The 15,615-nt window shown below is 44.2% G+C and carries 11 protein-coding genes and 1 pseudogene; 8 read left to right on the forward strand and 4 right to left on the reverse strand.

From position 1 onward, the window contains the following. Together QZ076_RS14630 and QZ076_RS14635 are read right to left on the reverse strand one after the other, a co-directional pair. Positions 1-303, reverse strand: a pseudogene (locus QZ076_RS14630) (arabinan endo-1,5-alpha-L-arabinosidase); the annotation flags it as partial. A gap of 18 nt (positions 304-321) precedes the next feature. Then, on the reverse strand, positions 322-1,875 hold the full coding sequence (locus QZ076_RS14635; protein WP_293714252.1) for an alpha-N-arabinofuranosidase: 1,554 nt from the start codon (positions 1,873-1,875) through the stop codon (positions 322-324). 153 nt (positions 1,876-2,028) lie between these two features. Between QZ076_RS14635 and QZ076_RS14640 the strand changes: the two genes are divergently transcribed. Together QZ076_RS14640 and QZ076_RS14645 are read left to right on the forward strand one after the other, a co-directional pair. Continuing rightward, complete coding sequence (locus QZ076_RS14640) at positions 2,029-3,753, forward strand: ABC transporter ATP-binding protein (protein ID WP_293714297.1); 1,725 nt, start codon at positions 2,029-2,031, stop codon at positions 3,751-3,753. A gap of 6 nt (positions 3,754-3,759) precedes the next feature. Next, positions 3,760-5,526 carry an ABC transporter ATP-binding protein gene (locus QZ076_RS14645; RefSeq protein WP_293714253.1) on the forward strand — a complete coding sequence of 589 codons (1,767 nt, stop codon included), beginning with the start codon at positions 3,760-3,762 and terminating at the stop codon, positions 5,524-5,526. Between the two features lie 47 nt (positions 5,527-5,573). On the opposite strand, the gene QZ076_RS14650 is transcribed toward QZ076_RS14645, so the two are convergent. After that, positions 5,574-6,302, reverse strand: a complete 729-nt coding sequence (locus QZ076_RS14650) for a nitroreductase family protein (RefSeq protein ID WP_293714254.1) — start codon at positions 6,300-6,302, stop codon at positions 5,574-5,576. A 275-nt stretch (positions 6,303-6,577) separates the two neighbouring features. After that, the gene (locus QZ076_RS14655; RefSeq protein WP_293714256.1) at positions 6,578-8,530 is read right to left on the reverse strand and encodes an alpha-L-arabinofuranosidase C-terminal domain-containing protein; all 1,953 of its coding nucleotides are present in this window, start codon (positions 8,528-8,530) and stop codon (positions 6,578-6,580) included. Between the two features lie 190 nt (positions 8,531-8,720). Here QZ076_RS14655 and QZ076_RS14660 point away from each other — a divergent pair, with 190 nt between their 5' ends. The 6 genes from QZ076_RS14660 (at position 8,721) to araA (ending at position 15,612) form a co-directional block, all read left to right on the forward strand. Next, positions 8,721-9,797 carry an aldose epimerase family protein gene (locus QZ076_RS14660; protein WP_293714258.1) on the forward strand — a complete coding sequence of 359 codons (1,077 nt, stop codon included), beginning with the start codon at positions 8,721-8,723 and terminating at the stop codon, positions 9,795-9,797. A gap of 38 nt (positions 9,798-9,835) precedes the next feature. Next, a complete protein-coding gene (locus QZ076_RS14665; protein ID WP_293714260.1) occupies positions 9,836-11,119 on the forward strand; it encodes an MFS transporter in 1,284 nt (427 codons plus the stop codon). 99 nt (positions 11,120-11,218) lie between these two features. Next, positions 11,219-12,364, forward strand: coding sequence for a galactokinase (gene galK, locus QZ076_RS14670; RefSeq protein WP_293714262.1), 1,146 nt, complete (start codon positions 11,219-11,221; stop codon positions 12,362-12,364). Positions 12,365-12,390: 26 nt separating this feature from the next. Beyond that, positions 12,391-13,083, forward strand: a complete 693-nt coding sequence (locus tag QZ076_RS14675) for an NUDIX domain-containing protein (protein ID WP_129734338.1) — start codon at positions 12,391-12,393, stop codon at positions 13,081-13,083. A gap of 301 nt (positions 13,084-13,384) precedes the next feature. Continuing rightward, a complete protein-coding gene (gene araD, locus QZ076_RS14680) occupies positions 13,385-14,068 on the forward strand; it encodes an L-ribulose-5-phosphate 4-epimerase (RefSeq protein ID WP_293714266.1) in 684 nt (227 codons plus the stop codon). Between the two features lie 35 nt (positions 14,069-14,103). Continuing rightward, the gene (gene araA, locus QZ076_RS14685) at positions 14,104-15,612 is read left to right on the forward strand and encodes an L-arabinose isomerase (RefSeq protein WP_293714268.1); all 1,509 of its coding nucleotides are present in this window, start codon (positions 14,104-14,106) and stop codon (positions 15,610-15,612) included. Positions 15,613-15,615 lie beyond the last annotated feature (3 nt).

A 15,615-nucleotide genomic window follows, 5' to 3' on the forward strand; every position in this document is an offset into this window, starting at 1 on the left:
TTTACGTACCTGGATGTATCCCAACGGAACGCCTGCCTCTCTAGCTTCGTCCTTATTTTCACGAAAGATGGCATCTGTTGAATAGAGATAGAAAGTATCCCCTATCTTCCGGCAAGCCGGATCATGTACATTATAAGTTCCCCACGAACGGTAATCTTTCATGGAGGAGACGGATGTATAATCGTCTTTCCACGGATTAGGGTTCTTTTCCGGTGCTACCGGTTGCCTGCTCAGGCTGCATCCGGAGACAACAAGGGTGGTAGCAGCCATTAGAATGGCTGCCTTAATGAATGTATTACACATGAATGATACGTGTTTAAATTATTTCAGCTCGATCGTTACCAGTGATTTGGCAGGGATCTTCACGGTCAGTTCTCCGTTTTTATACTTTGCTCCTTTGAAGTTTGCCAAACGCACGTTTTCAGGTTTGTCAAATGTGTTGCATGCACGTACATTCTCTCCCGTAATGATCTGTGCATTGCTTACATTAACATCATTCGTTCCACGTACGGCACAGGATATTTCAATATCGTTTGCCGGATCGATATTAACCAGCGAAATATGTATCGCTCCGTTTTTATCTTTAGAGGCAGAAGCACTTACAGCAGGAAGACTGCGTCCCAGGCGTTCATAATTGCCGCATTTCACTTCGACAGGGAGCAGGGTTGCATCCTGATGAACTTTATACATATCGAATACATGGTATGTCGGTGTCAGGATCATATTTTCGCCTTCGGTCAGGATCATAGCCTGCAATACATTGACCATCTGTGCGATGTTGGCCATTTTTACGCGGTCACAGTGTTTGTGAAAGATATTCAGGGAGACACCGGCCAGCAAAGCATCACGTAATGTATTCTGCTGATACAGGAATCCAGGGTTGGTTCCCGGTTCTACATTATACCAGGCACCCCATTCGTCAATGATTAATCCCAGACGTTTTTCCGGATCGTACTGATCCATAATTGCAGTATGACGTTCGATCAGTTCTTCGATATGTGCAGCATTCTCGATTGTGCGAAAGTATTCGTTATCATCGAAACCGGTAGCATTCCCTTTATTTGTCCAACTATCGGCGAACGTATAATAATGCAGAGAGATACCGTTCATCATGTGACCGGGGATATTCTTCATTAAAGTACTAGTCCAGTTATAGTCGTCCACATTCGGACCACCGGCTATTTTAAACAAATGATTTGTTCCGTAATCGCGACAGTAAGTTGCGTAGCGGCGGTAGTTTTCTGCATAACCTTCGGGGGACATATTTCCACCACAACCCCAGTTTTCATTACCAACTCCCCAGAACTGAACCTTCCAGGGTTTCTCACGACCGTTCTGTTTACGCAGGTTTGCCATAGGGCTTTCTCCATCGAAGGTGATATATTCGACCCACTTCGACATTTCCTCTACAGAACCACTCCCCATATTACCACAGATATAAGGCTCCGTTCCCAGTTCTTCGCAAAGATTCAGGAATTCGTGTGTTCCGAAACTGTTATCTTCTGTAACGCCTCCCCAGTGGGTGTTGACCATTTTAGGACGTTGATTACGTGGACCGATACCGTCACGCCAATGGTATTCGTCGGCAAAGCATCCGCCCGGCCAGCGCAAATTGGGTATATTAATATGTTTAAGGGCGGCGATAATATCGTTTCTGACTCCATTTGTATTAGGGATTTTTGAGTTTTCCCCTACCCAGAGACCATCATAGATACATCTTCCCAAATGTTCGGAAAACTGTCCGTAAATGTGTCGGTTGATCGTTTCTGTCCCCAAATCGGCATTAACAACCATCTGGGCTTTCTCTTGCGCGGATATAAATGGTATTGCCACAAAAAGCAATAATCCGGCTAACAAATTCCGTTGTGTATTCATGTCTATTAAATTTATGTGTCATATTAACAACAGCAAATGTAGAATAAACACTTTAGGAGAAGGTGGATATATTGCTTTTTGTGGTGGATAAAAGTGTATTTAGCACATTGAACATATCATTTCCCAATTATGTTCTATCTTTGTAACGACGATATGGGAAAATACTGGCAAATTCTTAAACGATATAAAGTGGGATTGTTGATCAGCCCGCTCCTTGTACTGATCACTGTGCTGTGTGAAACGGTCCAGCCGATGTTTATGGCTGAAATCATTGACAACGGGGTCATGCCACGTGACCTGTCGGTTATTACCCGGATCGGAACCTATATGGTGTTGGTATCCGTCGGGGGATTATTAGTCAGTATTGTGAATACTTACATTTCTTCCCGCATCGGAATCGGTTTCGGTACAGATCTACGAGGAACACTTTTCAATAAAATACAGCAACTATCCTTTTTCGATATCGACAAATTCAGTTCAGCTTCGCTGGTCACAAGGCTTACAAGCGATATATCTCGCATACAGCAGATCGTTCTGATGTCGATGAGACTTTTACTGCGCTCCCCGTTGATGCTCATTATGGCTGTATTCTTTGTCGTCAGCATCAATAAGCAACTGGCATTAGTTTTGATAGCTGCCATCCCGATACTCGGAGGAAGTGTCTATCTGATCTTAAGCAAAGGATTTCCCTTTTTTCTGAAAGTACAGCAAAAAGTAGATCAGCTGAACGGTGTGGTTAGGGAGAATCTCATCAATATCCGTGTCGTCAAATCATTTGTCAGGGAAGACTTTGAGACGGATAAATTTGTCAAAAGCAGCGAAGAGTTGCGTGACATGGTGATCCGGGCTTCCAACATCGTCGTTTCCATCTTTCCGGTCATGCAACTGGTCATGAATCTATCCATACTAGCTATCCTCTGGCTGGGCGGACAGAAAGTGATGCACGGCGAACTGAAAGTGGGCGAACTGATCTCATTCGTAAATTATCTCGCTCAGGTATTAATGGCTCTAATGATGCTTTCCATGATCATCATGTCATACGCCCGCGCTTCCGCATCTTCCAAACGGATCATGGAAGTACTGGAAACGGAACCTTCCCTGACGAACACCAAAGAAGGACTTCAGAACAAACACCGGATAAAGAAAGGAGAAGTGACATTTAATAACGTCAGTTTCCGCTATATCGGTGGAGAGAATGATATTCTACAACATATCAGCTTCCGGGCGGAACCCGGCGAAACGATCGCACTGGTCGGCGCTACCGGCTCTGCTAAAAGCTCCCTGGTACAACTGATACCGCGGTTATACGATGTTACTGCCGGAGAAATCCAGATCGACAATATCCCGATAAAAGACTACAACCTGGATGAACTTCACCAGGGGATCGGCATGGTTCTTCAAAAGAACGAACTGTTCACCGGTACGATCATCGAGAACCTCAAATGGGGAAAACCCGACGCATCGATGGAAGAGATAGAAGAAGCCACCCGTGCCGCCGAAGCACACGATTTTATCCAGTCCTTCACAGACGGTTACAATACGTTGCTGGGACGCGGAGGTATCAATCTTTCCGGCGGACAGAAACAGCGTATCTGCATCGCCCGTGCTCTACTCCGTAAACCCAAGATACTGATCCTCGATGATAGTACAAGTGCTGTCGATACGGAAACCGAACTGAAAATACGGAACAACCTAAATAAGTTGTTGCACGACACGACTGTATTTATCATCACCCAGCGAATCAATACGATGCAATCGGCTGACCGGGTGATCGTACTTGAAGACGGTGAGATCAGCGCCATAGGTACTCCGGATGAATTGATCGAAACATCTACCGTTTATCAGGAAATATATCATTCACAACAAGTATTATTATAATAGGATATGGCACACGGAGATCATTTAAAAGAAAATGCAAAGCCCCGGGAAGGAAAGAAAACTTTCTTCCGGCTGATTTCGTACCTGTCCTGTGACAAGCGTCTATTGTTAGTGATCGGCTTCCTTATCATTGTCAGTATCGTGGCTAACCTGTTGGGCTCATACATGTTGCGCCCGATTATCAATGATTACATCCTTCCCGGAGACTTCCACGGATTGATCAGGGTTTTGGCTATCCTTGCCTCCATTTACCTTACAGGAGTCGCCGCCGTCTATATCCAATATATCCTGTTGAATAAGATTGGTCAGCGCACCGTTACCCGTATGCGTGCCGACCTTTTCCGGAAAATGGAACATCTGCCGGTTAAATATTTCGATACCCATCAGCATGGTGACCTAATGAGTCGTTACACGAATGACATAGATAAGATCAGCGACGCACTGACCGACAGTCTGTCGGATATGCTATCGAGCGCCCTTACCCTGATCGGTATTTTCTGCCTGATGTTATATATCAGTCCCATACTGACCCTGGTAACACTGGTTACTGTTCCGCTGATGTTCCTTTTTGCCAAAGGGATCGTGAAACGAAGCCGCAAATACTTCAAAGCCCAGCAGGAATCTATTGGTACCCTGAACGGGTATATCGAAGAAATGATAAGTGGGCAGAAGGTGATCAAAGTATTCGGACACGAAAAGAAAGTCCAATCCGATTTCGACACACTCAACGACGACCTGAAAGGTAAATCGGAGAAAGCCCAGTTCTATTCCGGCATGATGATGCCCGTTATGCAGAATCTGAATACGTTGAATTACGTCTTTATCACGATTGTGGGTGCTTTACTCGCCATCTTTCGTGGTTTCGATGTCGGCGGTCTCGCAGCCTTCCTGCAATATTCCCGCCAGTTCGGACGTCCGATCAATGAATTGGCCAGCCTTTACAACAGTATCCAGGCTGCCATCGCGGGAGCCGAACGTATCTTCGAAGTGATCGACGAAGCACCGGAAACACCGGACGCTCCTGGAGCCATCGCTTTACAACAGGTACAGGGAGATGTTTCTATGAAAGATGTTTATTTCGGATACAAACCGGAAAAAACAATCCTGAAAGGGATCTCGCTCCATGCCTCCGCCGGTTGTAAAATAGCATTGGTCGGTGCTACCGGAGCCGGAAAGACAACTATCCTGAACATGCTCCCCCGTTTCTTTGATATCCAGTCGGGCGAAATTGCCATAGACGGTCACCCGATACAACAGATCAAACGAAACAGCCTCCGTCAATCCATGGCGATCGTTTTACAGGACACCCATCTGTTCACAGGAACTGTCCGCGAAAATATCCGCTTCGGACGCCTGGACGCTACCGATGAAGAAGTCATACAGGCGGCCAAACTAACCGCCGCCCATTCTTTCATCAAACGTCTGCCCCAGGGATACGACACCTTACTGGAAAACGATGGTACCAACCTTAGCCAGGGGCAACGGCAGTTGCTCAATATCGCCCGTGCCGCCATTGCAGATCCTCCTATCTTGTTATTGGACGAAGCGACCAGCAATATCGACACCCGTAGCGAGATACTCATCCAAAAAGGTCTCGACCAACTGATGCAAGGACGCACGAGCCTGATCATCGCGCATCGTCTCTCCACCATCAGAAATGCAGACGTGATCCTGGTACTCGAACAAGGACAGATCGTAGAACAGGGAAATCACGAAGAACTTCTACGTTTGAAAGGGAAATATTACTCGCTGAATCAGGAGCAGTTCAAGTAAAGACAGCCAGAAAATCGTGTATGAACGGTTTTGCCTGAAGAGTAACATTAAATCCTACGATAAACATCCTCAAACGGCAGTCTGCACCGCTCTCCCCAGATCCCTTTATTTCCATCCCGTATTCCACAGGGAATAACCATGTTTATTTCAGCGCCATGAGGTAATTTCAATGCTTTTTTCAGCCGACGACTGTCCAAACCTTCTAAGGGACAGGTGTCGTACCCTTCGTTTGCCATCGCAATCATAAACGTCTGGGCGGCAAGTGCACATGATTTATGAGCAACCACACGCACATCGTTCTCGGACACTTCAAGCATCATCGGACGAAAGATACTGATAGTATTAGCCAGCAGTTTTCTGAACAACCCCAAAATCCCGAAGAACCGGGCATAAATGAACGGCATCAATTTCCCGTAGTATAATTCCCGATCTTTGATACGTTTATCCTGACGTTCTTTCGGACTGTTCCGGCGAATATTCTCCCGTTCAAAATCGAGAACGAACCGAGCATGCTTCTTGTACAAGTCTCGCCGTACAACGAAAACAACAATTTGCGAAGCTGTTGAAGCCGCTTTCTGGTCGAGACAAGCTCTTGAAACTTCCGCCAACAATTCGGGCTCCGTTATATGGTAAAACTCCCACAACTGCATATTCGAACTGTTGGGAGCCAATGTCGCCAGTTCCAGACAATACTTTACCCTTTCCGGATCTATCGGTTTTGCTTTATCATACGCCCGTACGGAACGACGGTAATCGAGGACTTCTTCTAAATTCATAATGCTGACTTATTTAATTAAAAAACTTTTCTATATCACTACAAAATTAAAACATTCCTGCAATATGTTTGTTTACCAGCACAACATCTCTATCCTTTACTTTATGTTTCTTTAGCGGATAACCCTCAGGACTGATAATCACTTTTACCTCTATCTGCTGATTTAACAAAGTTACCCTCAATCCATCATTGCTGAACTCCGGATTGAGGGAAGACTAATATTTTTGAATTATCCCTCTACACTATGTAAAGGAATAGTTCGTAATTAATAAAATGTCAAAAAGCTATGCGATAAACAGAAAAACTTAACGGGAGAAGTACTACTTCTGCAGCCGGAGCTTCCAGTTCGATTTCCGAAACAACAGGCACTACCTGGTCCGGTTTGCAGATCGTATTTTTAGCTTCCAGATCAGAGGCGTGAAGTACAGTTACCGTACCTTTATGTTTTCCACCGGAAAGGCCGTTCAAATCCAGTTTGACTTTTCTGTTTTGAATACCGGTATTGGCGATCTTAATGATCAACTCACTTGTCTTCTTATCGACTGCAGCCGTTGCATACAAATCATTTTGTCCGGTAACAGATTCATTCTGCATAGTCAAAGGCACGACATTTGTACCGGCATTATGACCGTAAAGTTGCTGCACATAGTAATTCGGAGTTTTCACCAAAGAAAGATTATCAAACCATATCAAATCCGGACGCCACTGCCAGGCATCCACATGGGCAAACAGAGGTGCATAAGTACAGATCTGTACTACATCCGCATTACGCTCAAAGCCAGTCATAAAAGCAGCCTCAGCCAATGCTGTAAGGAAACTATTCTCGCGATTGTTCGGATGGCAGGCATATTCACCGGCAAAAACCTTAGGACCGTTACGATCGTATGAGTCATAGCGTTTCGCTCCCTTCAGGAACCATTCCGGAGAACGGTAATAATGCTCGTCCACCAGGTCGACTTTCATGCGCTTCATCTCCGGCCATAAGAAGTCGAAGTCTTCGCCTTCTGCCTGCGGGCCGGAACTACCAATAACTTTGATATCCGGATATTTGGCGCGAATAGCCTTTACAAAAGGTTCCAGGCGTTCGGTAAACAAAGTACCCCACTGCTCGTTACCAATAGCAATAAACTTCAGGTTGAAAGGAGCCGGATGTCCCATATCGGCACGCAGTTTTCCCCATTTAGAGGTCACAGGACCGTTGGCAAACTCGATCAGGTCGAGCGCATCGTCGATATAAGGTTGCAATTTATCGACCGAGCAGTTTTCTTTCGGATCATCATTTTCATACTGACAGGAAAGACCGCAATTCAATACAGGAAGCGGCTCGGCACCAATATCCTCACTCAACTGGAAATATTCGAAGAAACCTAAACCGTAAGACTGATAATAATCGGAGAACTTCTTATGAGGAAATGTGTAATTCCAACGATTGATATTGATCGGACGGTTTTCAACCGGACCAACCGTATTTTTCCACTGATAACGGGTAGCCAGGTTTGTTCCTTCTACGATACAACCTCCGGGGAAGCGGAATACACCCGGCTTAAGGTCTTTCAATGCCTGCGCAAGATCGGCACGCATACCGTTCGGACGATTATTGAATGTTTTCTGAGGAAATAAAGATATATGTTCGAGATCCGCCGTTCCCTGTGTAAGCATCGTGATACGTAAACGGGAATGGGCTTCTGTTGCCTCGGGAGTAAGGACTACGGAATACTTTTTCCAATCTTTACCGTTTATCTCAACTTCCTTTGTTTCATAAATATCATGCTCACTATTTACCAGATTTATACGAAACTTGATCGTACCGTTAGTTACCGTACGAGCATAAAAAGAAAAGTCATACTTCTCCCCTGCCTTAATACCAATGCCCTTAAAACCTTCGTTATCCAGTCCTGTACCGGTCAGTTCTTTATTATAAGAAAGTCGTACATAATGCGGGTTCTTGTCAAAACAAGGGGATTTGGTTTGTACCGTTATATTTCCAAAAGGAACCCAGCCCCCGAAAGGATTTTCAAACTCAAAAGAACGGTTCTTAATCAGCTCTGCATACAATCCTCCATCCGCTCCGAAGTTAATATCTTCAAAAAAGATACCGTACATGGTGGATTGGATAGGCGCACCCGTTTGCTGCACGTCTATTTTGAACTCATTAATCTGTGCCATCAGGCTGCTTACCCCCATGCTTAAGAGGAACAGGGAGATAACGTTTTTCATGCTTCTTCTCATATCAAGTGTTTTTCTGTGAAATAAAAGATTTATTTAGTTGCAAATATACACTAATCACCCATACACAAGGTGGACAAATACACCTATTTGGTGGACAAAAAACTATTTTATGCTCTATAACATCTTTTCATACATCTACATTACGAAGAAGTAGGCTAATTTTACACGCAATTTTGATAACATTACATACATGAAGAACAAGAGTACGCTGTCTGGCTTGACTGTAGCAAACTTCAGCAAGCTTATAGACGGAAAGGAGACGATGCTATGTATCCTGACCAATAAAAAAGGTGCAGAACTTACCATTACCAACTACGGTGCAAAAATTGTATCGCTTATGGTACCGGATCGGTCCGGCAAGTTAACCGATGTAGTCACCGGACACAATTCCCTCGATGAATATCTGGTCTCTGAAGAACCCTATTTCGGAGCTATTTGTGGACGTTACGGAAACCGTATTGCCAAAGGTACATTCACTCTGGATGGTGTTGTGTACGATAAACTGGCGATAAATAATGGCCCGAACAGTCTTCATGGCGGAATTAAAGGATTCAATTCTGTCGTTTGGAATGCAAACCAAACGGATGACCAGACCGTAGAACTGAAATATACTTCAGCAGACGGCGAAGAAGGTTTCCCCGGTAATTTAAAAGTAACTGTTACATATCATCTGACCGACGACAACGAAGTCGTGATCATGTATCATGCTGTAACAGATAAACCGACCGTATTAAACCTGACCAACCACTCCTACTTCAACCTCTCAGGAGCCGGTGACCCGTCAGTTGCAGACCATACATTGACAATCAACGCAGACCAATATCTACCTACGGACGAGACTGCCATTCCTTACGGTGCTCCTGAAAAAGTAGAAGGTACGCCGATGGACTTCCGCACTCCATATCTGGTAGGTGCCCGTATCGACGAACCGACCGACCAGCTCACCTGGGCACGAGGTTATGACCATACCTATATATTAAATAAAGAACAGGGAGAACTAGGTTTCTGTGCCCGTTGCCAATCCCCCAAGACCGGTATTATTATGGAAACATATACAACTGAACCCGGCGTACAATTATATACAGGTAACTGGATGACCGGTAATTTTGAAGGTAAGAACGGACAACGCTATCCGGCAAGAGCTGCTTTATGCCTGGAAACACAACATTTCCCCGACAGTCCGAACAAACCGGAGTATCCCTCTACCGTACTTCGTCCGGGAGAAGTATTCGAAAGCAAGACTATTTATAAATTCTCTGCTGAATAACAAACTCGATTCATTAATAATCTAAATAATCAAAAGAAATGGAATCTACAAAAAAGAAGAATTATGCACTACCCATTGCGATGATGTTCGCATTATTCGCAATGATCTCTTTCGTTACCGGTCTGCCGGCACCTTTCGGTGCAATTGTGCAGAGCGAATTCGGAGCAACAAACCTGCAAGCTACGCTGGGTTTTGCTGCTAACTTTATCGCTTACGCCTTTATGGGTATCCCTTCCGGTCTGTTATTACAGAAAATCGGTTATAAGAAAACAGCATTGATCGCGATTGTTGTTGGTTTCGTGGGTGTAGGTATTCAGGCTCTCTCGTCTACGATGGGATTTGCCGTTTATGTAACCGGTGCATTTGTTTCTGGTTTTTCTATGTGTATGTTGAATACAGTAGTTAACCCGATGTTGAATACATTAGGTGGCGGTGGTAAAAAAGGTAATCAGTTGATCCAGATGGGTGGTTCACTGAACTCTTTGTCAGCTACAATCGTTCCTGTATTGGTTGGTTACCTGATGGGTACAGTTGTAGAAGAACGTACGATTGCAAAAGCATTACCGGCATTGTATATCGCTATGGCTATCTTCGCTATTGCATTCCTGGTATTATTCATCATGAACATTCCGGAACCGAACTTGTCTGTCGCTAAGAAAGATGTAAAAGATACTCACAGCCCATTGTCATTCCGTCACTTCAAACTGGGTGCTTTGGCTATTTTCGTATACGTAGGTATTGAAGTTGGTATCCCTCACTTCGCCGGTCTGTTTATGATGACTCCGGAAGCTGGTGGTGGTCTGGCTATTGACTCTACTATCGCAGGATCAGTTGTAGGTACTTACTGGTTCCTTATGTTGATCGGTCGTTTAGTAGGTGCATCACTGGGTGCTAAATTTTCTAGTAAACAAATGCTTACTTTTGCTTCTACCTTAGGACTGATCTTTATCGCTTTAGCATTCGTTTGCCCGATTACAACACACGTAAGTATGCCGGTATTTATGAGTGATATCTCATTCGGTATGGCACAGGTTCCTATCAGCATCATGTTCTTTGCGCTTTGCGGACTTTGTACTTCTATCATGTGGGGTGGTATTTTCAACCTGGCAGTTGAAGGTCTGGGTAAATATACAGAAGCAGCTTCCGGTCTCTTTATGGTATTAGTTTGCGGTGGTGGTTTGTTACCATTACTTCAGGGTGCAGTATCCGACTCAGTTGGATTCATGGCAAGTTTCGTAGTAATTATCATTGCATTGGCTTACCTGTTGTTCTACGCATTGATCGGATGTAAGAATGTAAATACAGATATTCCTGTTAAATAAAAAATAAGTGTAAAATTTATGATTGAAGAAATTATCTAACTATATTTGTGGTCGGATAATTTCTTCATCTTTTATATAACCTTTAAAAGTAATAATATCATGCAGAAAAAAATCAGAGATAAATTTCAAGAGTTATTTAATACAGAAGGTAGTGTATATGCTTCTCCAGGTCGTATTAACCTGATCGGTGAACACACAGACTATAATGGCGGTTTCGTATTTCCAGGTGCTATCGATAAAGGTATGATCGCAGAGATCAAACCGAACGGCACAGGTAAAGTTCGCGCATTCTCCATCGACCTGAACGACTATACCGAATTCGGATTGAACGAAGAGGACGCTCCAAAAGCAAGCTGGGCCAGATACATCTTCGGGGTATGTCGCGAAATCATCAAACGTGGTGGCCAAATCCAGGGTTTTGACACAGTGTTTGCCGGTGATGTACCTCTGGGTGCCGGAATGTCTTCATCTGCCGCTTTGGAGAGCACTTACGCATTCGCATTGAATGATCTTTTCTCTCTGGGTATCGACAAATTCGAATTAGCTAAGATCGGTCAGTCTACAGAACACAACTATTGTGGTGTTAACTGTGGTATCATGGACCAGTTCGCTTCCGTATTCGGTAAAGAAGGAAGCTTGATTCGTTTAGATTGCCGTTCTTTAGAATATAAATATTTCCCATTCAATCCGGTTGGTTATAAACTGGTTTTGCTGGACTCTGTTGTAAAACACGAACTAGCTTCTTCTGCTTATAACAAACGTCGCCAGTCTTGTGAAAACGCTGCTGCAGCTATCCGTCGCAATCATCCGGAAGTTGAGTTCCTGCGTGATGCTACAATGGAGATGCTAAATGAAGTAAAAGGAGACATCAGCGCAGAAGATTACATGCGTGCCGAATATGTGATCGAAGAAGTACAACGCGTACTCGACGTTTGCGAAGCTTTGGAAAAAGGCGACTACGAAACTGTAGGTCAGAAAATGTATGAAACTCATCATGGCATGAGCAAGCTATACGAAGTAAGCTGCGAAGAGTTGGACTTCCTGAACGATGTAGCCAAGAAATGTGGCGTAACAGGTTCACGCGTAATGGGTGGTGGCTTCGGAGGTTGTACGATCAACCTTGTAAAAGACGAATTGCATGATGCATTCATCAAAGAAGCCTTCGATTCTTATACAAAGAAATTCGGTCACGAACCTAAAGTATACGAAGTAGTAATCAGCGACGGCGCACGCAAACTCGCTTAATAAATTAATTCAATATCCATAAAATCATGACAGCCGCATTTTATCAGAACGAAGTCAAATTTTTTGTTTCAGTAGATTGTATCATCCTGGGGTTTAATAACAGTGAACTCAATGTTTTACTTTACAAACGGAATTTTGAGCCACTACAAGGACAGTGGTCTCTGATGGGCGGTTTTATCAAATCCGGCGAAAGCATCGGCGAAGCGGCTTCACGCGTACTTACCGAATGCTCCGGTATCGATAATCTTTTTATGGAACAGGTAGGTGCTTACGGAGATGTTACCCGCGACTTAGGGGAACGGGTTATCTCCGTAGCATACTATTCGCTGGTCAATATGAATGACTTTAATCCGGAATTATTGAAAGAGCATAATGCCCAATGGACAAAACTCAGCGAAGTACCCAATCTGATCTTTGACCATAACCAAATGATCACCGACACGCTGGCTCGCCTGAAGAGAAAGGCAGCTACCCGTCCGGTCGGTTTTAATCTTCTTCCTGAGAAATTCACCCTTCCACAGCTTCAAAGTTTGTATGAAGCTATTTACCAGACTCCACTGGACAAACGTAACTTCCGTAAGAAACTCAACTCAATGGATATCCTTGAAAAGCTTGACGAGAAGGATAAAAAGAGCTCTAAAAGAGGTGCCTTCTATTATATGTTCAACAAAGAAAAATATGACAGGCTACTCGATCAGGGATTCTATTTCTCCCTATAGCCAGACATTGATATATAGCACTATAGTATCAGACTGCCAGGACAGTAGTGTCAACAAGTATAACACTATATTCCTAGCAGTTTATCCATATAGTGCCAGCTCCTGCCCTATAACCAGTATCTTCCTATCCGATTAATAGAAAAAAACACCAGCTATGTTCTATAACATAGCTTTTTTTGTGTAACCGAACGAATAAGGTGTTACTTTTACACCATCAAATAATAAGTGTACTTATTTATACTTATTATCAAATACAAAACTAGTTATTAAGTAAATAACAAACCACAAAACAATAACGGTAATGGTTGAAGAATTAAAAGAAAAGGTTTTCAAAGCCAACTTAGATCTGGTAAAACATGGATTAGTCATTTTTACCTGGGGAAATGTAAGCGCGATCGACCGCGGAAAAGGTTTGGTTGTGATCAAACCATCCGGCGTTTCGTATGAAACAATGAAAGCCAGTGATATGGTTGTTCTCGACTTACAGGGAAATATCCTGGAAGGAGCTCTAAAGCCATCATCTGACACTCCTACTCATCTGGTACTATATAATGCTTTTCCGGAAATCGGCGGCATCGTTCATACACATTCCACCTACGCGACATCCTGGGCACAGGCCGGACGGGACATTCCTAATATAGGGACGACACATGCAGACTATTTCAGCGATGCAATCCCTTGCACCCGCCAGATGACACAACAGGAGATTGAAGGGGAATATGAAAAAGAAACCGGAAATGTGATCGTTGAACGCTTTAACGGTTTAAATCCGGTCCATATACCCGGTGTACTGGTTGAAAACCACGGACCGTTTTCCTGGGGAAAAAATGCCGATGATGCCGTACATAATGCAGTCGTCATGGAGCAAGTAGCTAAGATGGCTTATATCTCCTATGGAATCAATCCCGGACTTACAATGAACAAACATCTGATAACTAAGCATTTTTACCGCAAACACGGTCCCAATGCTTACTACGGACAATAATAAAACAATCATTATAACTATTAAATCAACAAGCCATGAATTTTAAAGATTTAGAAGTATGGTTCGTTACAGGAGCCCAGCTTCTGTACGGAGGCGACGCAGTCGTACAAGTGGATGCACATTCCAATGAGATGGTAAAAGGTCTCAATGAGTCGGGAAATCTACCTATTAAGGTTGTATACAAAGGAACGGTCAACTCCGCCAAAGAAGTTACAGCAGCTTTCAAAGCCGCTAATAACGATGACAAGTGTGTAGGTGTTATTACCTGGATGCATACTTTCTCTCCTGCCAAAATGTGGATTCACGGATTACAGGAATTGAAAAAGCCGTTACTACATTTCCACACACAGTTCAACAAAGAAATCCCCTGGGAAACCATGGATATGGACTTTATGAACCTGAACCAGTCAGCACATGGCGACCGCGAGTTCGGTCACATGGTAAGCCGCATGCGCAAAAACCGCAAAGTAGTAGTCGGTCACTGGCAGGACGAAAAAGCACAGGCCCGTATCGCTGTATGGATGCGTGTCGCCGCTGCATGGGCAGACGCGCAGGATATGTTGATCATCCGCTTCGGCGACCAGATGAACAATGTAGCCGTTACTGATGGTGACAAGGTGGAAGCCGAACTGAAGTTAGGCTATCACGTCGACTATTGCCCGATAAACGATGTAATGGAGTACTACAACAAAGTAGACGACAAAGACACACGCGCCCTTGTCCAGCAATACTTTGCAGACTACGACCATGCACCCGAACTGGAAGACGAGAAAACAGAAGCCTATACAAAGGTATGGAACTCGGCAAAAGCCGAAATCGCTATCCGCCGTATCCTGAAAGAAAAAGGAGCAAAAGCCTTTACCACCAACTTCGACGACCTGGGTAATTTTGATCAGATTCCCGGACTGGCTTCACAGCGCCTGATGGCAGAAGGATATGGTTTCGGAGCAGAAGGCGACTGGAAAACTGCCGCATTGTTCCGCACGATGTGGTATATGGGACAGGGAATGCCGAAAGGCTGTTCTTTCCTTGAAGATTATACCTTGAACTTCGACGGCGAACAAAGTGCTATCCTGCAAGCCCACATGCTGGAAATCTGCCCGCTCATCGCTGAACAGAAACCGAAATTGGAAGTACACCGCCTGAGTATCGGTATCGATAGCGAAACAGCACGCCTTGTATTCACCAGCAAACCTGGTGAAGGAGTAGCTGCAACTATCGTAGACATGGGCAACCGTTTCCGCCTCATTGTAAATAAAGTTGATTGCATCAAGAGCAAGCCACTTCCCAAACTTCCGGTGGCCAGTGCTTTGTGGATACCACAGCCCAACCTCGAAATTGGAGCTGCTGCCTGGATTCTGGCCGGTGGAACACACCACACCAGTTTCTCATACGACCTGACTGTAGAATACCTGGAAGATTATGCTGACATAGCCGGTATCGAAATGGTAGTTATCGACAAGGATACAACTATTTCCTCTTTCAAGAAAGAATTGCAGTACAACGACCTGTATTATATGTTGAACCGCGCTTTACAGTCTTAAATC

Origin of the sequence: uncultured Parabacteroides sp. (assembly GCF_905196875.1) — a bacterium.
GTDB lineage: Bacteria > Bacteroidota > Bacteroidia > Bacteroidales > Tannerellaceae > Parabacteroides.